This window comes from Methylobacterium sp. WCS2018Hpa-22, from assembly GCF_031843785.1.
Lineage (GTDB): Bacteria > Pseudomonadota > Alphaproteobacteria > Rhizobiales > Beijerinckiaceae > Methylobacterium.
In genome coordinates, this window is sequence record NZ_JAVTJA010000012.1 from 116,132 (window position 1) to 138,275 (window position 22,144).

16 protein-coding genes are annotated in these 22,144 nt (G+C 67.1%); 4 read left to right on the forward strand and 12 right to left on the reverse strand.

Annotation, left to right across the window (positions count from 1 at the left end; genetic code table 11):
- Positions 1-57: 57 nt before the first annotated feature.
- Both RQI43_RS16875 and RQI43_RS16880 read right to left on the reverse strand, forming a co-directional pair.
- Positions 58-1,101 (reverse strand): LLM class flavin-dependent oxidoreductase, encoded by a 1,044-nt coding sequence (locus tag RQI43_RS16875; RefSeq protein WP_311275899.1) that lies wholly within the window; start codon positions 1,099-1,101, stop codon positions 58-60.
- A 5-nt stretch (positions 1,102-1,106) separates the two neighbouring features.
- Complete coding sequence (locus RQI43_RS16880) at positions 1,107-2,099, reverse strand: ABC transporter substrate-binding protein (protein ID WP_311275900.1); 993 nt, start codon at positions 2,097-2,099, stop codon at positions 1,107-1,109.
- 736 nt (positions 2,100-2,835) lie between these two features.
- Between RQI43_RS16880 and RQI43_RS16885 the strand changes: the two genes are divergently transcribed.
- Positions 2,836-3,000: a hypothetical protein gene (locus RQI43_RS16885; RefSeq protein ID WP_311275901.1), complete on the forward strand. Its 165-nt coding sequence runs from the start codon at positions 2,836-2,838 to the stop codon at positions 2,998-3,000.
- Between the two features lie 217 nt (positions 3,001-3,217).
- On the opposite strand, the gene bcsN is transcribed toward RQI43_RS16885, so the two are convergent.
- The 10 genes from bcsN to RQI43_RS16935 form a co-directional block, all read right to left on the reverse strand.
- A complete protein-coding gene (bcsN, locus tag RQI43_RS16890) occupies positions 3,218-4,213 on the reverse strand; it encodes a cellulose biosynthesis protein BcsN (RefSeq protein WP_311275902.1) in 996 nt (331 codons plus the stop codon).
- Positions 4,210-6,246 (reverse strand): hypothetical protein, encoded by a 2,037-nt coding sequence (locus tag RQI43_RS16895; RefSeq protein ID WP_311275903.1) that lies wholly within the window; start codon positions 6,244-6,246, stop codon positions 4,210-4,212. Before RQI43_RS16895 ends, bcsN begins: the two co-directional genes overlap by 4 nt.
- Positions 6,231-7,412, reverse strand: a complete 1,182-nt coding sequence (locus RQI43_RS16900) for a glycosyl hydrolase family 8 (RefSeq protein WP_311275904.1) — start codon at positions 7,410-7,412, stop codon at positions 6,231-6,233. The genes RQI43_RS16895 and RQI43_RS16900 overlap by 16 nt, the downstream gene beginning before the upstream one ends.
- Positions 7,409-9,946 carry a cellulose biosynthesis cyclic di-GMP-binding regulatory protein BcsB gene (locus tag RQI43_RS16905; protein WP_311275905.1) on the reverse strand — a complete coding sequence of 846 codons (2,538 nt, stop codon included), beginning with the start codon at positions 9,944-9,946 and terminating at the stop codon, positions 7,409-7,411. Before RQI43_RS16905 ends, RQI43_RS16900 begins: the two co-directional genes overlap by 4 nt.
- 11 nt (positions 9,947-9,957) lie before the next feature.
- The gene (bcsA, locus tag RQI43_RS16910) at positions 9,958-12,378 is read right to left on the reverse strand and encodes a UDP-forming cellulose synthase catalytic subunit (RefSeq protein ID WP_405030645.1); all 2,421 of its coding nucleotides are present in this window, start codon (positions 12,376-12,378) and stop codon (positions 9,958-9,960) included.
- A 318-nt stretch (positions 12,379-12,696) separates the two neighbouring features.
- Complete coding sequence (bcsS, locus tag RQI43_RS16915; protein WP_056428626.1) at positions 12,697-13,446, reverse strand: cellulose biosynthesis protein BcsS; 750 nt, start codon at positions 13,444-13,446, stop codon at positions 12,697-12,699.
- A 383-nt stretch (positions 13,447-13,829) separates the two neighbouring features.
- On the reverse strand, positions 13,830-16,406 hold the full coding sequence (locus tag RQI43_RS16920) for a response regulator (protein ID WP_311275906.1): 2,577 nt from the start codon (positions 16,404-16,406) through the stop codon (positions 13,830-13,832).
- Between the two features lie 248 nt (positions 16,407-16,654).
- Complete coding sequence (locus RQI43_RS16925; RefSeq protein ID WP_311275907.1) at positions 16,655-17,713, reverse strand: zinc ribbon domain-containing protein; 1,059 nt, start codon at positions 17,711-17,713, stop codon at positions 16,655-16,657.
- 299 nt (positions 17,714-18,012) lie between these two features.
- A complete protein-coding gene (locus tag RQI43_RS16930; RefSeq protein WP_311275908.1) occupies positions 18,013-18,435 on the reverse strand; it encodes a hypothetical protein in 423 nt (140 codons plus the stop codon).
- Positions 18,436-18,900: 465 nt separating this feature from the next.
- Positions 18,901-19,473 (reverse strand): hypothetical protein, encoded by a 573-nt coding sequence (locus RQI43_RS16935; protein ID WP_311275909.1) that lies wholly within the window; start codon positions 19,471-19,473, stop codon positions 18,901-18,903.
- On the opposite strand from RQI43_RS16935, the gene RQI43_RS16940 reads away from it, so the two are divergent.
- From RQI43_RS16940 to RQI43_RS16950, 3 genes are all read left to right on the forward strand, one after another.
- The gene (locus RQI43_RS16940; protein ID WP_311275910.1) at positions 19,463-19,621 is read left to right on the forward strand and encodes a hypothetical protein; all 159 of its coding nucleotides are present in this window, start codon (positions 19,463-19,465) and stop codon (positions 19,619-19,621) included. The two genes, RQI43_RS16935 and RQI43_RS16940, sit on opposite strands and share 11 nt — an antisense overlap.
- A gap of 488 nt (positions 19,622-20,109) precedes the next feature.
- Complete coding sequence (locus tag RQI43_RS16945; RefSeq protein ID WP_405030646.1) at positions 20,110-21,063, forward strand: MBL fold metallo-hydrolase; 954 nt, start codon at positions 20,110-20,112, stop codon at positions 21,061-21,063.
- A gap of 313 nt (positions 21,064-21,376) precedes the next feature.
- A complete protein-coding gene (locus tag RQI43_RS16950) occupies positions 21,377-22,135 on the forward strand; it encodes an SDR family oxidoreductase (protein ID WP_311275911.1) in 759 nt (252 codons plus the stop codon).
- The last annotated feature ends 9 nt before the right edge of the window (positions 22,136-22,144 follow it).

Genomic DNA, 22,144 nt, shown 5'->3' on the forward strand with positions numbered 1-22,144 from the left:
CGCGACGGCGATCCGGGGCAGTCGATGCCACCGGGCTTGATCCTTCGTGTCGCGGGCTCACCGCACGCGCGGCAGGATCTCCTTCGCAAAGCGCCGCATCTCGGCCTCGAACGGCTGGAATTGCAGCATGAACAGGTCGATGCCGGCGTCATGAAAGGCGCGGATGCGCGCGGCGACGGTCTCGTAGCTGCCGACGAGCCCGGCCGCCGTGCCGCCATTGGTGCCGACATGATGGGTCGCCGCCGCATCGGTCTTGGCGAACATCACGCTGGCGGCGTCGGTACGGGCCCTCGTGGCATTCCGTAGCCCCTCGTCGCGCCGCGCCAGGACGAGGAGCCGGGCATGCTCGGCCTCAGCCTCGGCATCCGTCTCACGGGCGATCACGAAGGCGGAGAGGCCGTAGCGCAGCGGCCCGTTGGCGGCGGGCCGGCGCGCGACATCCGCGATCAGGGCCCTGACATCGTCGAGCGGCTGTCCGTTGATGAACCAGACATCCGCCCGCTCCGCTGCCAGGGCGCGGGCCGGCTCGGATTCGCCGCCGAGATAGACCGTCGGCCGTGGCCGAAAGGTCCCGACCGGGCGCAACTGGTAATCCTCGACATGGAAATGCCGGCCCGCATGGGTCACGCGTTCGCCCCGCATGAGCCGGTCCACGAGGCCGATCCATTCCCGGCCATAGGCGTAGCGGTCGTCATGGGCCGGGAAGGGCATGCCCGCCCGCTCGAACTCGGCCTTGTTCCAGGCATTCACGAGGTTGAGGGCGAAGCGACCCTCGCTCACATGCTCGATCTGCAGGGCCATCTTGGCGAGCACGACCGGGTGGTAGAGCCCCGGCTTGATCGCCGCGATGATCTCGATGCGGCGGGTCAGGGCGGCCAGCGCAGCGGAGGCGGTCCAGGCCTCCAGCTGGTCGCGCTCGTCGTCATAGGGATTCGCCGTGTGCTGGGCCACCAGGACCGAGTCGAAGCCCAACGCCTCGGCCTCCAGCACCAGGGCCCGGTTACGGGTCCAGCTGGCATCGTCCGGCTCGTCCGGATCGTGGTGGGACGCGCGCGAGCCGTGGACGGCCGCCCAGATCCCGAAGCGGGGCGCATCGCTCATGCGCGTCACCCCGCCCGCGCGGCGGGCGGCTGCCAGATCGCCACCCCGGTGGCGTCGAGCTTGCGGGGGATCAGCTTGGCCTCATAGAACGTATTGGCGATCTCCTGCTGCTCGCCGAGTTCGGCACGGGTCACGGGAGTGACTTCGTAGGTCCGGCGGCGGTTCACCGTCGCGACGATGTCGGGGGACAGGTCGCCCCAGATCGGGGCCAGCAGTGCCACCGCGGCGTCCGGCTCGGCCTTCGCCCACCGGCCGGCTTCCTTCAGGGCCTCGTAGACCGTGGCGACGACCTGCGGGTTCTCGGCCACGAAACGGTCGTTGGCGAGGAAATAGCGGTGATAGCTCGACAGGCCGGTGGCGTCGGCCAGCACGCGCACCGGCCGCTTGGACTGCGCGATGGCAAGAAAGGGGTCCCAGATGACCCAGGCATCGAGACTGCCCTGGTTGAACGCGACGAGCCCCTCGGGCGCCTGGAGATAGGCCGGCTTGATATCGGGGAAGCCGAGACCGGCCTTCTTCAGCGCCGCCGCCAGGATGAAATGGCAGCCCGACCCACGCGATACGCCGACCGTCCGGCCCTTCAGGTCGGCGATGGAGCGGATGGGCGATTCGGCCGGTACGATGATCGCCTCGGCGGAAGGAACACCGATCTCGCGCGCGTAGAAGGTGAGCTGAGCGTTGGCGGCCTGAGTGAAGATCGGGATGGCATCCGCCACGTCCGCGTGCAGATCGACGGCCCCCGCATTCATCGGCTCGATCACGCTGGTGAACAGATGCCAGGACGGCGCGAAGCCAAGGGGCTTCAGACGCTCGTCCAGGGTGCCCTTCGCCTTCAGGATGGTGAGCAGGGTCGAGGAGCGCTGGTAGCTCAGGCGGACGGTGCGCTCGGCGGCGTGCACCGCCGGCGATCCGAGCGACAGGCTCGCTGCCACTCCTAAGCCGGCACGCAGAATCGTCCGGCGCGAGGGGGATGCTCCGCCCGGAGTGTCGTGATTCATCTTCGTCTCCAGGGTGAGGAAAGCACGTCCGGTGCGAGCTTATTACAAGATGAAGCCCACACAGATCCAGGCAGCTCCTGCGGATCTGCGGCTTGACCAAGCATAGGCACCGACCGACCCCGGTGTCTTACCGAGATGCTTTACTTCTCCGCAAGAAAACAGTTTTTTGAATTTCCCCGCCTTTGCGGACGAATATTTCCCATCCCCTCGTCGTTGAGATGCTTATCCTTCAAGATGGCGACAGCGATGCCATTCGTTCTCGAAACGGCACGTTCCATGGCTCAAAGCAGTCGCTTGAGACGCTGCAACGGGTCGAGCGCCGGAGATGCACCAGCAAGGACCGCAGATCGTGGTTCGGTGTGAGGATGCAGAGGCGGCCAGTCCAGGACCAGTCGCCACAGGCACAAGCACGGCGGCAGGATCGAAGCCTGCGAGGCATTCGCGTCTCGAAGGCCTGCGACGCCCATGAGTCGCGACGCTAAGCCAACCGACCTTCCATCCCCGATCCTGCTCGCGGGAAACCAAGCATCTTAAGTACATCATTCTAAAATTGAAGATGACGCGCGATTAAATCTTTAATAATTCCAACAATCCAAATAGAATAATTCCGATTACGATTGTTTCCATGGCCACGCGACAGATCACGACGGCCTGGATGGCCAAATGGTCGGCATAATGAGGACCGGGCTCGGGCAGGTGTCCCTTGTCGAAATGCTGCATCGGAAAAGCGGCCCCCATGATGCGCAAAAATTTAAGATCTTGGATAATTTATAGAAAAATTCGCAACCTTTCAAAAGAGCAGAAGGAGTATCCGTCAGGGTTGTCAAACGCGAATGTGGCAATCGATGAGACATCGATCGCCACCCGGTCGCAAGAAGGCGCCGCCGCCATGGATGCATGATCTCGGCCTGCCTCCCGGGATTGGACACCACTGTCAGCAGGCGCCCAGGCATGGCGTGAAGATTGTCATCGAAGCACGGCCGGCGAACCGGATCCGCCTTCTCCGCGTCGGCGAGCGACCGCTTCCGTCGCGCCCTCGCGCATCCCCACACCGGGAGGCGCCAGGAACACGTCGCCGAAGATGGGCGAAGAGTTCGCAAACAGATGTGGCGTCGGCGCTACGGCGGCGGGCGATAGGCCCGGATCGGCAGATCGGGGGACAGGCGGTCCTCCGTCTCCACGCTCGTGGGGGCAGCGGGTTTCGGCGCGGCAACGGGAGCCGTTGGCGCGAAGGCGGGGGCCGGATCGGTGATGTAGCGCGGGGCGCCCGTGGCGGGACCGGCCGGCAGCGGAACGGCGGTGCCCGCGGCGGGCGGTAACGGGATCGTGGGGGAAGTGCGCTCCACGACCGGAACCGGGGCGCGCCGGCCGTCATCGACTTTCTGGTTTCGTGCGCTCGGCCGTTCCATGGCACCGGGCGGCTGCGCGGCCGCCTTCGCGGGCTCCTTCGAAGCGCGGGCGGACGGTGCCTCGCGCCGGGGCTTGGGCGCCGCGCGGGTGGATACGTGCGGTCGTCCGCCCTCGCGCCCGGCACCGAGGGAGAGGTTCATGCGTTCGACGCCGGAGACGAGATCCGCGAGGGTCGCGGTAGCCGTCCGGCACAGGCTCACCCGGAGGGACGCCGCGCGCTCGGTGCTTCCGCCGAAGAGACTGTCAGGGGCCGATCGCCCGCCGGATCGCGGAGCGAGATCGATCCATTGCCAGGCGTAGAGGCAGTTGCTGCCCACCGCGAGGCCCACGGGGCCATAGGCGTTCCGCTTGGGAACGGTGGAGACGCGCATGCCCTCCCCGGGAAAGCGCGCCAGGAGTTCCGCGGCGATGCCGAGGCGGGTCGGCTTAGCCATGGTCAGGGCGGAGCCGAAGCGCCCCCCCGCATCGGTGCCGTTGCGAACGCTGATCTCGGCGTAGTTGCGCGGGCCACCGGCAAAGGTCACGCGCTGGGCGAAGCCATCGCGAAAGGCGGTCTGCGCCACATCCGAGACGCGGCCCGCGCCGGGGATCTCGACCACGGATTGCGCGAGAGCGGCCCGTGTCGTGAAGGCCCACGGCAGGAGGACCAGGGCAGCGAAAACGCCGGATCGCAGGGAGGAGACCAACCGATGGGAGCGGATCATGGACGTTGCATCGAGCTCGGCGCGGTATCGGGCTGATCGTAGCCGCGATTGACGGCCTGCGAATTGGGCAAGGTGAAGCGGTCGGCCTCCGACGCAGCACGCTCCTGCGGGCCACGGTTCCGCGAGGCCTGCTGCGCCCGCCATAGGGTGCCCTCGCCCGGCTCCGACAGGGTGGAGGGCCGCTCGGAGCCGTCATAGCCCGGCAACAGGTTGAAGCCATAGCTCTCGTAGGGCATCGGCCCCGCTCCCGATACCCGGCGCGCGACGAGCGGCATGGTCTTCGAGGCGGGCGGCTCGGCCAGGAAGGCGCCATCCTGCCGATCCGCGACCACCCGCGCCAGGGAGGGCGGAGCGTAGCGCAGAGGGTTCTCCGCCGACACCGCGAGGGGGAATTCGCTGCGCTGGACCGGCAGGGGCTTGGCTTGGCCGTCCCCCGACGCATCGGGTTTGGGCACACGGCCATAGGCTGCCGTGTTCCGGGCCGGGGCGGGAGCGGCGGAGGCGGCCGGTGCCGGGCGCCCCCCCTGGGACGGGGCTGCGTCCGCTGTCGCGGCGCAGGCCAGGGGTGGTCCGGCCGGCCCCTCGCGGAACAGGAGATCCACTACTTTGGGGAACAGGCCGTCGTAGCGGTTCACGATGGTGAGGTAATCCTGCTTGCGCTTCAGGCGCTGCAGCGACAGGGCATAGCCGGTCACCGCGGACTCGCTCGGAAGCCAAGCGACCGCGTGCTGGAACCATTCCAGCGCGGCCTCGAACTGGCACGAATTGTAGGCGTACCATCCGAGGGCCTCGGCCCCCTCCCCCGACGCCGTGGCCAGGGTCACCTTCGCATAGCGGTTGATCCGCTCCAGATCGATGAAGCTGGGATTGGCCTGCGTCAGCCTGCGGCCCATGAGGTCGATGAACAGGATGCTGTTGCCGACATACTTGTCGCGCCAGGCATAGGCGACCTCCTCGGCCTCCCGCAGCATCCCGAGCTCGCGCAGGGTATGGGCGAGGCCATGGGCGATCATGGCATCGCCGCCACGGCTGATGGCGAGCTTGAACCAGTCGAGGGCCGCGCGGAACTGGCGGTGGTTGTAGGTGTACCAGCCGAGCAATCCGGTCTGGCTCGCATCGCCGGAGGCGCGGGCATAGGCCTGGAACGCGGCCATGTCCGCCGCGCTCGGCTCCTGGGCCGGAGCGCCGTGGAGATCCGCGACGATGCGGGCGCGGGTGATGTCGTTGGCGATCGCCTTGAACTCGGAGCCTCCCTCGGCATCCGTGCGCCCGATGGCGATGAGCTTCTCCGCCAGGGCCATCGGCAGCGTCGACATCGCCTTCTGGATCGTAGCCAACCGCACGCTGGTGTCGTTGCTCGTGTCGAGCACGGTCTTGTAGAGGGCCAGGGCCTCGTCCGATCCGGCCGCTCCCCCTTCGGAGGCCAGGGCTTCCGCCGTGGTCCAGTAGCTTTCCACGTCGCTCGGATCGAGGGCGCTCGGGTCGGCCCGGTAGAGGGTAACGATATCCGCCGTCTTGCGCGCGGTGGTCAGGGCTTTCAGGCGGCTGCGGAAACTGGCCCGCAGGAGCTTGCGCGACAATTCGTCGGAGGGGCGCCAGTTCGGGTCGGCGGCGCGGCGGGCCGCGATCGCCGCATCGAGGTCGTCGAAACGCCCGGCAGTGAACAGGTCCCAGAGCGGCGCCTCCTCAGGCGGGCTCGGCTGCAGGGTGTCGAGGTCGGTGGGTTCGACCCAGCCGGGATAGAGCTGCTTCAGCCGCGCCGCCTCGGCCTTCATCCGCGCCGTCTGCTTCTGCGACGCGTAGTAGCGCAGGGCGCTCTCATCGACCATGCCGGCGGCGGCGGAACTGCCGGGCACCGCAATGATCGCGGGCGCACGCGCCGCGTCGTCCGGGCTCTCGGTCTGCGCCGCCAACGGAGCGACGAGGCAGAACCCGGCGAGGGAGACGCCGCAGAGCAAGGCGAAACCCCGCGCCGCTCCCGTGGCGCGAGCGGTCGCCGGCCTCCCCCATCCGCGGATCACCGTGCCGGACATGACAGGTTCCTCATCTGCAGCGCCACCATCGACAGGAGGTGCAGCGTGGTCGGATAGTAGTTCTCGTTCCCCTGCGGCCGTCCGAACCCGTCGGGCAGCGGCATGCCCTTCCGGTCGCACAGGAGCAGCCCCGAGAGGGCGGTATAGCCGCTCTCGCTCAGGGACTCGACCGTCCGGCCGTCGGAGGTGTCGACGATGGGCAGGCGCTCCCGGTCGGGGCCGGACCAGAGCGCGACGAAGGGGTCGTAATCGCTCGGGCGCCCGACACCCGCCCAGACCATGTAGAGGGGAATGCGAATGGCGTTGTAGGAGAAGAGCGGCGGGAATCCATCCGCCGGACGCGGCTCCTCGCCCTTCAGGGAGATCCATTCGGTCGGCAGCTTCGCCGTCCCGAAGCGGGAGCGGCGGATCAGGTTGAGCCCGCTGGCGGTCAGGGCCGCCCAGTCGAATTCGGGGGCCACGATGGGGAGCCGGGCGAAGGCCGGGAACACCCAGTAGGAGAGGTTGATCAGCGGACCGTCCGCGCGTTCGGCTGCGGAGAAGCCGGAGACCGCCGGCAGCAGCAGCGCCCCGTTCTTGTCCTTGAACAGGATGGTCTTGCGCGCGACCTCCACGGCGATGCGCCGCGCGGCCACCCGGTACGAGGCCTCGTCCCAGGCCTCGGCCGCTTCGGTGAGGGCCCAGGCCACGAGGATGTCGCCGTCGGACGCGTCGTTGAGGTCGGCCACCGCCGGTCGTTTGCCGGGCTCCCAGCGCCAGGCCAGCAGCTCGTCCGAGCGGACCATCAGGTTGGCGCGGGTCCATCCCCATAGCCGTTCGAAGGTGGTCCGGTCATTGGCGGCGACCGCGAGGAGCATGCCGTAGCCCTGCCCTTCGCTGTGGCTGATCATACCGTTGGCGGTGTCCACCACGCGGCCCGCCTCGGTGATGAAGCGGGACCGGTAGGAGCGCCAGGCATCGGGATTCTTCAGGGAATCGGCGAGAACCGCCGGCTTCGAGGCTCCCGGCATGGCTTCGCCTTTCGCGGTGGGGGCGCCGGGGATCGCGGTGGCGGGTGGAACCGGCGAGGCGCCGTCCTGCGCCCTCGCGGGAACGATCCAGGGGCTCGCGACGGCCAGTGCCGCGCCGAAAACCAGGCCGAGAATGGGATGCACGGTGCGGGTCATCCGTTTTTCCGGCCGATATTGCGGACAAGGGACGTCGTCGTCAGGCCGAGGAGCAAGGCGAGCCCAAGGGTCAGCGCCACATAGATCGCCGGGTTCATCGAGAGCCAGCCGGCGGTGACGAGGCGAATGTTGGAGAGTGAGCGCGTCTTCGTCTCGACGAGCTCCACGTTCCGGGGAGCCACTGTCTCGAGGGATCCGTCCGAGGCATCGAGGAAGGCGAAGCGCCCATCGATCCGCGACCAGACCTCGGGATCGATGAGGCAGGCCGCCGAAGCCTTGAGCAGCAAGGCATTGGGGGCGGTGATCACGGTCACCGACCCGTCGAAGCCGTTCTGCGCCGCCGCCGCCGTCGGAAAGCCCTGGGCCATGATCAGGCTGGCGCCGGGGGGAACGGCGACCGTGGCGGGCGTCGATGGCGCCGCGCTGAACAAGGCGCGGGGGTCACCCACGACGGAGTTGAGCAAGGCCCTCCCCCGCTCGACGACGCCGTCCGCAGCTTCGAGGACGGGATGGCGCGCACGAAGGGTCTCGTCCCATTTCGTGACGAGATCACCGTCCGACAGCCTGGCCTGGGGCGAACGTCGCGCCTCGGCGGGCGCGGCGGAGGCAATGGTCGGGCTGGGGGCCGGCGCGCGCAAGGTCAGTTCGGGCAGGCTGCAGCGCGGCGGCAGATTGCGGCGAAGCCGGTCCAGGGTCGGGGCCGGCACCGAGCCGGACTGGCCGGGCGCCCGCGCCGTTTCCGCGCGCGCCTGCCAGATCGTCCTGATCTGGTCCGGGTCGAGGCCCAGCCCCGACAGCGTCGAGGGAGACAGGGACCGCACCGGGGCGACGACGAGGGTCGGCCCGGGAGAGCCGCTCTGCATGTCGCCGGCGAGCTCGAAATCGATCATCCGCCCGGCGGCGCCCGCCAGTCTGGCGGCGAGGGTCGCGGCGGCCGCCACCGTGTCCTTGTCGAGGGTGGGCAGGACCAGACGCGGACGGCGTTCGGACTTGACGAAGGCCAGGGCCCCGCTCGTCGTCGCGGCGAGATCGGGAATCCTGGCCGCGTGCGCCAGGGTGGGAATCGACAGGCTCGCGCGGTCGAGGATGAGGAAGCGCTCCCGCTTCGAATCCGTGGCGTTGAGGCCGCAGGTCTCGTCCGCCGGGGCGGGAACTTGGGCCATGATCGCGACGCGGTTGAGGCCCGGACGCCACTTCGCCAGGGGCAGCGGGATCGTGTTATTCTCGAACACTTCGCCGCGGGTCTGGGCCAGCGGCACGCTGGCAGCGTTGCTGCCGTTGAGATCCACGAGGATGCGGGCGTCCGAGGTCAGGCCGGACGCGTAGGCGCCCGCCAGGTTCAGCATGACCTTACCGTAGTCCGCAGGCAGGAAATCCGCCGGCAGGTAGACGTCGAAGGCGGTGCGCAGCAGCCGCCCCGAGAATTCGCGGGTCGAGACGCCGAGGCTCTGCAGCGAGACCGTCTCGTCACCGTCCAGGATGGTGCCGCGTGCGAGGGACGCCGCCTTCAGGCCGGCGGGAGTGCCGTAGACCTCTCCTCCCCGCGCCAGGGCGGCGATGGCCTCCTCGATCTCGGCATAGCTGGTGCCCGTGACGACCAGGGTCGGCACCCGGTCCGGGCGCGGCGGGAGGACAACCAGCCTCGGCCCGCCGGTGGCGCCGATCGATTCGAGATCGGGCATCTCCCGCAATTCCGCCGCCGTCCCGACGATGAGGTTGAGACCCGACCGGCCCGACATGGGCGGGCCGAACTCCACCACCGGCCGGGCGATGCGACCGATCAGGCCCACCGCCTCCACCGCGTGGATCATGCGCTCGAGCCGGGGCAGGTTCGGCTTGTCGTTGGCGACCACCCGCACCGGCAGGGCGCCGCTATGGTCGGGCTCGAGGGCGGGAAGATCCTTGAGTTCGAGGCTGGCGGCAGCGACCGGCGCGACCACGAGCCCGGAGCGCGACGGATCGATCTGCGTCCAGAGTTCGTAGGTGGCGTTGAGCGAGCAATCGACCCGGTGGCGCTGGCTGGCCTGCAGGGAGACGGCGTTGTAGCCGAGCTTGAGGCTTCCCTCCGGAATCTCGAATTCCACCACCTTCACCGCGCCCGGCGCCTGGATGTTGGTGCGTCCGACCACCGCGCCATTGACGCTCACGGTCAGTTCCGAGGCTTCAGGCGCGACAGAGATGGCCGAGAGGTAGGAAATGCGCAGGCGCGGGCGGCCCCGCGTCTGTGCTTCCGTCAGATAGACCGGGAAGCGCAGCGTCGCCTCCTCCCCCTCCATCCGGAACCCGTCGGTGGTGGCCGCGAGGCGACGCGCCGGGGCGATCCTGCCGACAGGCTCGCGCTGGGCCTCCTCGGGGGGCGCGGCGGGGCGGGTTGCGGGCGGCGGGGCGTCCGGGCGGCGCATGGCATCGCCCACGGGCGGCACCGAGAAGCGCTCGGTCGGCCCCGATCCGAGGAAGCTCTGGGCTTGGCCGGCCGGCGTCTGCAGGATCAGGCCGAGGGCGCCAAGACAGGCGAGGACGCGAAAGGTCGACATGGTGATCTCCCTCACGTCCGCACGAGCGGGTCGTGCGACCCACGGCTCGCTTGCTTGCCCGAGCTTTCGAGAAGGCGGTCGTTCTCGAATTCGAGCATCAGCCGGACCCAGTCCGTCGCGGCCTCGCTGCCGGGAATGCGGCTCGATCCCTGGCGGACGACGAGGGGATTGTCGGACGGGCCGGGCGGTGTGAGCTGCGTGTCGGCGGGTGCGGTGAAAGGGGCCGGCTGCTGCACCAGGAGGGGGGCTTGCGCGCTTTGTTTCGGCAGGACCGGGCCTGCCTTGGCCACGGTCTCCGCCGTGGAGGCATGTCCGCTCTTGAAGGCGTAGCTCGCCGCGCGGAACGGCTCGACCAGGCCCCACCAGATGAGCTGCAGCGTGCCGGAAAGGATGTTCTTGTGCCGGCGGCGGCTCTGCTGGAAGCGCAGGAGCGCACCGGCATCGCCGTACATCAGGCCCGCCAGCGCCCCGTATCCCTTGGGGTCGAGGGGCTGGAATTGGAGGTTGAGCACCATCTCGTCGCCCGATTGGGTCATTTCGCCGATCTCCACCGGCAGCGGCACCTGCACCGGAGCACCGTCGATGGGGACGACGGAGAGCTGGCCGGTGCGGTGCGTACTCCCAGCTCCCGGCGGCAGCGCCTCGGCGCCGAAACGGATCGTGCAGCCCAAAGCAGAGGCGCGTTCGATGGCGACATCGAGAGCGCGCCCCCCGAAGACGAGGCGGCCATGCCGGTTGATCGCCAGCGAGGGGCTCGCTTCGGTGGTCCTGCGCTCCGCCGCCACGCCGAGGGCCACGCCGGCGGTGAGGAGGTTGAAGAAGTTCCAGAGGCCCACGACCAGCATCAGGTTGGTGACGCCGGGCTCGAACAGGTAGCGGTAGAGGGCCGTGCCGCAGCCGATGAGCAGGATGAAGTAGACCGCGAAATAGGGCCACGCCATGGGCGAGAGGTGGTCCTGATCGAGGGCGGCTCCCTTGGCGGTGACGTTGAAGGTCGGCTTGCGCGGCGAAACGATCACCGAAATGATGGCCCGGAAGAGATACAGGCCCTGGACGTATTCGTAGAGCTCCGAGACGAACGGCCAGCGAAACTTACCGTAGACGTAGTTCTGCATCATCAGGTTGATGACGATATAGGTCGCCGTATAGGCGATCGACTCATCGACGCTGGCGACGAAGATCTTCAGGTCGAAGAAGATGTGCAGCATGGGCGCGAACATGAAGATCATGCGCGGCACCGGAAAGAACCAGAACGTCATGCTCGACAGGTAGGCGAGCTTCTGGATCGGGTGGAGCCCGCGCTTGAACAGCGGGTTCTTGAGCATCAGGATCTGGAACATGCCCTGGCACCAGCGCGAGCGCTGGCCGATGAAGGCCACCAGCGTGTCGGGCTGCAGGCCGGCGATGAGCGGCGTGTCCACGTAGATGCTGTTCCAGCCGCGCGAATGCAGCTCGAAGGCGGTCTCGCAATCCTCGGTGATCGTGACGCCGGAGAAACCGCCGGCCTCGTCCAGCGCGCGCCGGCGCAGGAGAGCGGCCGACCCGCAGAAGAACGACCCGTTCCACTTGTCGAGGCCGCGCTGCGTCACCGAGTAGAACATCTCGTTCTCGGAGGGCATGCGGTCGAAGGTGCGCAGGTTCCGCTCGATCGGGTCCGGATTGAGGAAGGCGTGCGGGGTCTGAACCAGAAACAGGCGCGGGTCGGCCGCGAAATGGCCGATCGTCTCCCGCAGGAAGGAGCGGAACGGCACGTGGTCGGCATCGAGGACGACGATGATCTCGCCCTGCGAATGCTTGAGACCGTTATTGAGGTTGCCGGCCTTGGCGTGCTGGTTGCGCGGCCGGGTCAGATAGGTGACGCCGAGCGCCTTGCACAGGGATTGAAGCTCGCTGCGCCGCTGTATCGCCTCCTGCGCTTTCGCGGGGTCGGGATCGGCGCATTTCTGGTCGGTGCCGCCGTCATCGAGCAACCAGACATGGAGCTTGTGGGCCGGGTAGTCGATGAGCTTGGCGGCGGACAGGGTCGTGGAGAGAATCCCCGCATCCTCGTTGTAGCTCGGAACGAAGATGTCGACGGTGGGCAGGTCCTCGGGCGGGCCCAGGGGCGGCGTGGCGCGGCGCAGCGGATCGGCGTTGATGATGAGGCTGATGAAGAGGATGAAGACGCAGTAGAGTTCGCCCAGCAGCAGGACGAGGCCGAACCCGAAGCTCACCGGATCGGACGGGGACGGCAACGTGTTCGTGACGCGCCAGAACATGTAACGAAGGACCACGAGGCTCCCGAGAGCCAGGAAGACGAACCGCGCCGGCGGATTGTCGAAGAAAATCCATAGGATGCTCATCGCCACCATGGCGCACAGGCTCATCGCGAGCTGATCCTGCGTGCTGATCGGCTGACTCAGCAGAGCGAGAACGGCGACCGCGGACACCATCCACACGATCCAGCGCAATGCAGATCTCAAAACGAGTATCCCTCTGGGGGCGGGCAATCGGTCGGCACAAGCAATTATCGCGCGGGTGCATGAAGCTGTCGTGAGGAAGAATGCTTAACTTCCAGCATCCGACATCCACGGCAGCGTCAGGCATCGGACTCGGCCATTTTGCGGCCAACCGGTTGCGATTGTCTTGCTACGCTGAAAATCGAGAAATCTCGGTCTTAATATGTCGTTTAGGATGCAATTGGGCGGTTGCTACGCCGAAAAGGCGCGGAATGGTGTGACGCGTCGAAACGAAGCACGGCAGGCACGGCCTCAGAACGCGGCCCGGGCCTCCACACTGGAATAGTAGCCGCTGCCCTGGATCCGGTCCTTCACGTAGCCGACGCCAACGGCCATCTTGATCGGGCCGATGGAGAAGCCGGTGACATGGGCGCCGATGCGGTACTGGCTGAAGAAATTGTCGCCCAGGACCATGGCCTCGGGCCCGATATAGATTCCGTCGGCGACCATGTAGCCGGCGCGGAAGCGCGTGTAATAGGCGCTGAACTGCGTCGAGTAGGAGCCATAGGCCGAGACCATGGTGTTCTCGGTGGGCCGAGCGTAGAAATTCGCGGCGAGCTTGGCCCCGACTCCGGTTCCGATCACGGGGTTGTCCGGGTCGAGAATCGAGAGCTGGTTGCTTCTCACGTTGAAGCCGACGAAGCCGGCCAAGGCCGCGTCGCGCCAGATCCACTCGTAGCCGGCGCTGAGCGCGCCTTCCTGCTGGTAGCCGTTGACCCGCTGGGCGACGCCCTGGCCGGGATAGCTGTAGGTTCCGGCGACCGCCTCGACGCGAATACGCGGGCCGCTCTGAAGCAGAGTGCCTTCCGTAGCAAAGGTCCCCGTCACCGAACCGAAGGCCGAACTGTTCGAGGTGACAGCCGCCGAGGCATCCACGGCCGTGGTCCAGGCGTCGTCCCGCGCCACGGGCTCGGCGCCCGTGTACCAATCCGCCGCCTGAGCCGACATCCCGACGAGCAAAGCGGGGACGAGGACAGTAGCGAGAGTTGCAAAGCACTTCATGGGGGCACGACCCTGTTGTCCCGGCGCGCCCGGATGCATCCCTCAACGGGTACCGTTATCATCGACGCGTTTTCTTTTATGTTCCGTCAACGTTAACTGAGAGCTAACGGCGGGCGGGAAGCCACCATTCTTCGTAAGCTTGCTGGAAACTTACTCGGAGACGCGCGATCTTGTGTCGCAACGGGACGAGAACGCTCAAGCCAATACGTCCGTGACAGGCCGGCTCATCCGGCGACGGGGGCGCGGCGACAGCCGAGGCGGATGCCGCGATCATCGATCGCGATCCAGGATCGTCGGCCGGCGGGACGTGCGTCCCACGCCAGTCCAGCCACGAAGCCGCGATTGTCGGTCCGAGCTCGCGGGACGAGGCGTCCCGCGCCTTCTCAGGCCGCGACCGCCGCGTTCTTGCGGGCGGCCTCGCGCATGACCGCCGCCAGGGCCGGATAGCGGAATGGCTTCTCGATATGCAGGAACGCGCGGGCGCTCGCTGGCAACTGCCCCCCCGGGCTCGCGAGAATGACGCGGATCTGGGGATGGCGGTTGGTCATGGTCACGGCCAATTGGAGACCGCTCACTACGGGCATGGCCCAATCGGCGATCATGACATCGAAGGTCGCCGCTTCGTCGACGAGGGCCAGGGCATGCTCGGCCGAGCCCGCCTGGACGACGTCGTGACCGAGATCGGTGAGCGCATCGGCGAAGCTCTGGCGCACGAGGCTGTCGCTGTCGACGAGGAGCACCCGGAGGGCGGGCATCTGCGCGCCGGCTTCCTGCGCCTCGGTTTCGGAGGGCGCATCCCCGGCGCGGAGCCAGACTTCCGCGAGGAAGCCGGTGGCACTGCTGCCATCCGCCAGAAGCCTGAAACCACCTCCGACCTGGGTGAGGAGAGCCGCCACCGCCTTGGTCGCCTCGCTGTCGCTGGAGGGTATGGTCGTGGCATGGCGACCAGGCGTGCCGCTGGCCAGGATGATCCGCACGTAACGGCCGGAGGCGAGTGCGATCCCCTCGTCGTCGGAGAGCACCTTCTCGTCGGCACCGATGGCGAACCCTTCCGAGCCGATGTCGCGGACATGGAAGGCGAGGTTGAGAAGGACGGCCTCCAGAACCTTCTCGCTGCACAGGACCTTGGCGAGGCCCGGACGGATCCGGGTCTCCACCGAGGTCTGGTGCAGCACGTTGGCGCCCAGGAACGGGACGAAGGCGGTCAGCGTCACGGCCACGTCGGTTTCCTGCAGGCCGGAATCGTCGCGGCGCACGAAGTTGACGAGGCGCCGGGTCAGGCTCGATCCGCGTTGGGCGCCCGCCAGGGCGGCATCGATCAGGCGTGCCTGGTTCGAGGGAAGATCATGACGCCGTTGAAGGGTCGCCAGATTGGCGATGACCACGGTGAGCACGTTGTTGAAGTCGTGGATCACCCCATCCACCACCTTGCGCAGGACGGTACCGGTCCGGGATTCCACGGGACCATCGGTCTCCCGGCGACGCCGCTCGACCGGAGACGCGCTGCCCTCCGCCTCCGCGCCACCGACGAAATTCGGGTCTTTGACGGTCTCGCCGACGAATTCGCGGCTCAGCGCATGCAGGATCGTGGGCTTGGCCGACTGCGTCTCGTCCTCGGCACGGATGAAACGGACGAAGAGGCGCCGCTGGCCATTTTCCGCCAGACTTCCGGTGGTGCGCAGGACGACGTCATGCGGGCCGGGCTGGTCCAGCGCCGACCGCATCGTGAAATCCATCAGATCGCGATCGTCCGGGGCGATTCCGCTCTTGAGATCGGTGAGGGCGACGGCGCGGTCCGGAACCGCATGGTTCGCGTGCGTGGCGGGGTCGCTCCAGGTGACGCTGCCGGTCTCGGTGTCGATCTCCCAATAGGTCCAGCCCGACATGGATTCGAAGGTGCGGAAGCGCTCCCGGATGCGCGAGAGGGCCGAGCGCGTCTCCTGGAGTGCGCGGACACCGCTGCGCTCCCGTGCCACGAGGCGCTCTTCGTGTTCCGACAATTCCGCGATGCGCGAGGGCGACGAGACGCCTTGCTCGCTCTCGCCGATCAGCTTGAGCCGCCGCACGATGCGATCGCCGACGATCCAGCCGCCGCAGGCCGTCAGAAGACAGACGGCCAGCCATAGCACCACGCTCCCGTTATCGGGAAGGGAGGCCTCGATGCTCCGCGGCGCTCCGGCATTCGTCACGCGTGCGACAGCGAGCCAGCCCGACGGGGCGAGATCACGAAATCCTGCGCTCGGCGTCGCCTGTTCCACGACCTCCCGGGCACCAGAAGCCTGTTGGGCCATGAGGCCCGAACTCGGCCGCGCATCGGGAGCGAGAATGGACAGGCCCATGACGCCGTTCGTCACGGGGCCGCTCGCCGTGGCAGAGGCGGCCAGCACCCTGTCCTGAATCTCGCCGATCCACGCCTCGTTTAGGCGGGCGACGAGAATGCCCTCTCCGCTGGCCGCAGGGCCCGGAACCGGGAGCGCGATGTCGAACACCGTCCGTCCGTTCGCCCCCGGAGACGGCACGGCGACGATGGCCTGGGAGGCCCTGGCACGCAGGAACCAGGACCGGCCGGATACGTCCCGGCCGAAACCGAGATCGTTGCCGGCGACCTTCACGCGGCCATTCGGGCCCACCAGGTTGAGCTCGGCATAATCGGGACGCAACCTGAGCCATGCGCTCAGCACCGGCTGAAGCTCATCCGCATCGAGGCGCTGGGACGTCTGCTTCAGGGTGACGGCGAGCGTCTTGAGATCCTGGACGACGTCGTAGACCCCGCGATCGAGGGCGGCGGCGAAGCGCTGGGAGGCTTGGGCGGCCTCCAGCGGCTTGCGCGCCTCATCACGGCTCAGGTTGGAGACCGCGAGACTGCCCGAAACGACGAGGATGCCCACGAGCGCCGATGCTCCGGCCACCACGGCATAGAGCGATTTCAGCGACATCAGGCTCAGGCTGAGCTTCTTCATCTCATCTCACGCTGATCGTTCTCGGCGTCACGCCGGGACCGCGTTCCTGACCGTCGGGGAGACATCAGACAGACAGATCAGCATTAAAAACTCTTTAAGCGCGGCAGTTAGCGGGTTGCAATCGTTCAGTGTTCCCAAGCGGAACCGGGCCGTTCCCCGCCCGCACGCGCCACGTCCCCCATCCGGCCCGGCCGTCGGCCGCGGTCCGACGGTCCGCCGCTTATCTAACGCCCCTTGGGGTGTCACCGTCAGGTGGCGACAGGGCGCACCTCATGAGCGGACGGCGTTCCGCAGGCCCGGCAGAAGCGCTCGAAGGTGCTCTTGCGGTGGTCGCAGGTCGGGCAGCGTTCGAAGGCGCCGAGGCCGCAATGAGGGCAGAAGTTCAGGTTCGGGTCGTCGAGGGCGATCGGTCGTTCGCAGCCCGGGCAGGACTTCTTGGCGAGCCGCTCCAACGCCTGATCCGTGGCGATTTCGCCCCGGCGCTCCTCGGTCGGTCGCGTTTCCGCCAGCTTCTGCCGCTCGTTATAGGATTGCAGGGCACCGATCGCCGCACGGCCGGCGACGAGGGTCACGAGGACACCGACGCCGTATTGCACGTAGCCGCCATAGCTCGGCAGATACGGAACGAGCTCGACGAAGAACGCGAAGGTCGCCGCAAAGGCGAAGCCCCAGACGAAGGGCCAGTTGCGGCCCCGCCGCCGCTTCAGCAACAGCCACCCGGCCAGCCCCAGGAGCGGCAGGGTCAAGGCGAGGCGATATCCGAAGACGCGCAGCTCCTGCTCCCGCTCGACGGCGTCGAGCTTGACCTGAGCCGCCGCGCGCAGGTCGCTCTCCGCTTGCGTCAGCGGTTCTTCCTGCTCGGAAAGGGCGAGCCGCGCCTTCGCCAGCCCTTCCAGCCGCTCCTCGATGGTCCGTTCCGCCCCCTTCAGCGCATCGAGCGCCTGCGTGCGCGCGATGAGGTCCGGATCCTGGTCGACGCGCTGCGTGGCGTCGCGGGTCTTCAGCCAATTGGCGAAGGTCTCGCGCGCAGCCTCCGAGGCCGAACGCGCGGCATTGAGGGCGAGCTGCTCCTGCTCCGTCCGGCGCCGGATGTCGTCCTGCTCCCGCCGGATCCGCTTGAGGGACTCGGCCGCCGCGCCATCGGCCGGTCCGTCGAGGAACTGTTCGAGGGTATAGCGGTGCTCGACCTGGGGCAGGTCACCGACGATGAGGGCGCCAAGGCCGATCAGGAACCAGCCGAAGAGGAGGGCGATGAGCCAAAGCCCGAGCGTCAACCAGCGTTCGGACAATCTTCGGCTGGACCGCATATCGTGACCCCTGTCGATGGCCCCGCCCCCGCCTCTGATTCACGAGGTCGAGGCCGTCTCGCGCAACCCCCGAAGGGGCCGATATCGCGAGCTGGGCCATAAAGCTGACGGGTGTACCCGCCTTCGCTCCGCGCGAACAGGTGCGTGCCGGCCATCTGCGGATGAGAGAACAGGGCGAGGCGTAAAACTAGAAACCGCGAGGATGGGCAAAGCCATTACCTCTCCAGACGGCGAGTGAAGGCAGCTTCAATGACCCTAAGCTGTTCTTCGTGTTATGATCCGCTTTCTCAACTGGGTTTTTATGAAGGCTTCAGCTCGATCAGTTTCCGGCCAATATTGTACAGCCTCTTGTCGTCCTCCTGGGCACACCGCGCTAGGTTTGCAAGCTTATGGCTGTCGCGCTGGCCCATTTTAAACGCTTCGATCACGTGACCTATTTCTTTTGCATCGCCCTTGCTGAAGGCCTCCCTCAACTCAGCGCGACCTTTTACATCCTGTCCTTGGTTCAGGCTCCAGTTCAGGTCGTCTTTAACTGATTTCCAGTTTGCAGACATTATTTCCTCCCTTGCCCCGTGCGGGACGAGAAAGAGGATACGCTTCTTTTTATCATCGTCGAGCAAATCCGCATGGGCGGCCTTGCTCGCGGGATCGCGGTCAAGCTGCCTCCTGCTAGGGAGGCTGGATGACGTATCGCCGGTTATCGCTAGTCCTCCATACTGCATTCACACGCTCGTCCGCGCATGGAAGGCAAACGGATGGGCTACGACAGCCCGCGACACGGCGAGTGGTCGTAACCCATCCGTGACGGCGGCCACGCGGTGGTATGGCCGACGCCACGGATCTGGTTGCGGGAAATCTTTCTCAGGAGAACGAGCCGAAACTCTCAAAAACCGACGGAGACACAGCTCTGACATATGGAGCCGGAGGTGCCGACGTAGGCTGGATCGTCCCGCTATTAGTGGTTGGCTCTCTACGCCCAATGTCGGTCAAGGAGTTAGAGCCGCGCACCACTGGTTCCAAGGTTGCAGGCGTAGCAAGACGATCACGTTCAATGTGATTGTACATTTGTCAGGCCCATCTGGACGCGTTGAATTGGGAGAAGTGAGCTTAGAATGCGCTGCGAGCGGGCGTGTTCCGGCTGGTATGCCTGGGTCTGGTGTCGCACCGTCACATGGTCAAGCTTCAATCTACTGCCCGCTAAGAGATGGTCCGCCCGAAGTCCCACCGGTGCCGGGCGGGCTGCTGGTGAGCGTGCCGCCGATATTCACGTCCGGCGTGCTGCCAGGAACGGAAGCCGGGCTCGGATTGCCCGGAATAGCATCGGCAGGACGGCCCCTCGCACCGCTTGCCCGCGGCACCGGACCCGGCTCCATGGATGGCGTCATGACGCCAGTGTTCCCAGCCCCGCCGGTGGGAGCCAGCTGCTCGGCGAAAGCCGGCGCGGTCAACAGGACAGCCAGCGTAGTCGTGAGAGCGAGTTTCGTGAGGGTCATGTGTCCGTCCGTGCGGCTGAAGTCGATCAGCAACGGCCGGCGGTTCGGAAGGTTCGGCGCCGCTTCGACGAGAGAGCCGTAGGCTGCCCTCGCCGCGGACACCGACAATTCAATGTCGAGCGCCGTGTGCTTCTCATCGCCGGCACCGACGCGGCCGGCAGCGCCGGTGCGGAGCGCCGCTGCCGCGAAGCCGAGGGCGCCGCCTTTGGCGGCTTTGGCGGAACACGACGTTGTCGTTGCGCGCGAGCGGCCCGGCGTGATGGGCATCCTTCTCAACGACGGCAAGGAATGCACGGAACAGGTCGGCATCCGTCCCGCCATCCGGGCGAGCGACGTCGCGACGACGCTTCGACTGCCCCTGGCCAGCGCGGGCACCGGGCACCGGGCACCTCCCGAGCCTCATCGCCGCCCGTGACGTCGAAGGGGGCCTGCTCGTCCGGGTTCGCGGACCGTGGGCCACCACGGGCGGGACATCGAGGACGGTGAGCCTGGCGGGACGGGAGTTGCCGGCACGCGTACACCTGTTCCGCGAACATGTGCGCACCGAAATCTCGAAGCGGTTTTTCGTGGAATCCACGCAGCGATAGACGATCCGGGCAGCGAGTTTCTCACGGAAGCCTCTCGTCGCCCTCGCGTGCGGACGAGCCCCCGACTCCTATGCGGGGAATGAGACGCGCCCATACGTGGAAACCCGACGCTCGGTACCAGCTTCGAAGCTTCTTATTGGTCGGAAGAGGGACCGTCCGTTCAGAGGAGAAGTATCGAGGAGAACCGTTCATCCAGAAGCGATGAGTTCGAGGTCTCATCGCTCATGTCACATCTGCCGACCCAGTCTCGTCCCTGTGGCATGACGCGCGTTTCTTGATCCTAACGAGCCAGATGCAAGCGCGTCCCACGAAAGGGATGACGATGACGACTGTAGTAACAACCAATACCGGACGAACCGATCCGGGATATACTGGCGCTCCACCTGTGGGGGCTGAGGAGTTGGTGCCCTCGCGCTACGCAGTGCGGATCGGTGAGATCGACGTGCTGGTCGTCAGCGACGGAGTGCTGCCGCTCCCGACCAAGATGTTGGGACACAACGTCGAGGCGGCCGAGAGGGCGACTTGGCTGAACGACATGTTCCTGCCGCCGGACGCGTTCGACTGGTCGCTGAACGTGGTGGTTGTCCGCAGTGGCGGCCAGACCATTCTCATCGACGCCGGATTGGGGCTGGACCCGAACCTCAACCTGCCGCGGGCCGGGCAACTGGTCAGGCGATTGGAGGCCGCCGGTATTGATCTCGCGTCCGTGACCGACGTGGTGCTGACCCACATGCACATGGACCATGTCGGCGGGCTCCTCGTCGAGGGAGTGAAGGAGCGGCTGCGCCCGGACCTGCGGATCCATGTGGCGGCCGCCGAGGTCAAATTCTGGGAAGCGCCCGACTTTACTCATGTCGACATGCCACAGGGGTTCCCGGACGCGCTTCGGGCGGCCGCCAAGCGGTTCGCGCAGGAGTACCGCAGCCAGTTGCGGCTGTTCGATGAAGAGCACGAGGTCGCGCCGGGGGTGGTCGTCCATCGCACCGGTGGCCACACTCCCGGGCACAGCGTGGTCCGCCTGGCATCCGGCGGCGACCGGCTGACATTCGCCGGCGACGCCGTGTTCACGGTCGGGTTCGAGCACCCAGACTGGCACAATGGCTTCGAACACGATCCCGAGGAGGCGGCTCGCGTTCGCGTCAGGCTTCTGCGGGAACTGGCGGCGACCGGTGAGCAGTTGATCGCCACGCACCTGCCGTTCCCGTCCGTCGGTCGAGTCGCGGTCGATGGCAACGCCTTTCGGTGGGTTCCCGTGTTCTGGGACTACTGAGGGTTTGTGGTCAGTGCCGACCCGGTCGTCCGTTCGAACCGGGGTTCGCGCACGCATGATTCATCGGCAATCGCTGTTCCTCGGGATTCGTCCCGGGGAACCGTCTCCATAGGATAGCGCCCCGGCCCGGCAGGTCCGAACCGGGACGCTTTTTCTCCGAGGCCGCGCCCGTCGCGAGCATCCCACATGGCGAGCCCTCGCCGGTCCCGAGTCGGACGCATCGATCGTCCGCGCCGATGTCACACCGCGAGGGGCATTCCTCGTCATGACGGCGACCGGTCCCGATGGGACTGGAGACAAGATGGAGCGTCACATGAAGATCGTCGTCATCGGCGGCACGGGGCTGATCGGCTCGCAGGTCGTCACCATTCTCAGAACCGCCGGCCATCAGGTCCTTGCGGCCTCGCCGAATACGGGTGTCAACGCCGTCACGGGCGAAGGCCTCGCGGATGCGTTGCGGGGCGCCGGCGTGGTGGTCGATGTCGCCAACTCACCGTCCTTCGCCGACGACGCGGCGATGGACTTCTTCGTTCGTGCCGGACGGAACCTCGCGGAGGCCGAGAAGAATGCCGGCGTCTCCCACCATGTCGCGCTCTCGGTCGTCGGGACCGAACTCCTGCTCGACAGCGGCTACTTCCGAGCCAAGCTCGCCCAGGAAGAGCTGATCGCCTCGGCGGGCGTGCCGTGGACGCTTGTCCGTGCCACGCAGTTCTTCGAATTCGTCGCGGCGATTGCGGAGGCGGCCATCGTCGACGGCGTTGCGCGCGTCACCTCCGCGTCGATCCAGCCGATCGCATCTGCCGACGTGGCCGCGAAGGTCGCCGAGTTTGCCCTGGCGCCACCCCGGAACGGCATGATCGAGATCGCCGGCCCTGACCGGCTGCCGATGGCCGAGTTGGTGAAGCACCACTTCGACGGCATCGGCGAGACACGCGACGTCATCACGGACGACACGGCCGCGTATTTCGGGGTGGTCCTTGGAGGGCCTTGGCTGACGCCCACCGGGGACGCGTGGCTCTCGCAGCGGCGCTACGGCGACTGGCTGGCGGCGCAGCCGAAACGCGTGGCCTGAGGGGCTCCC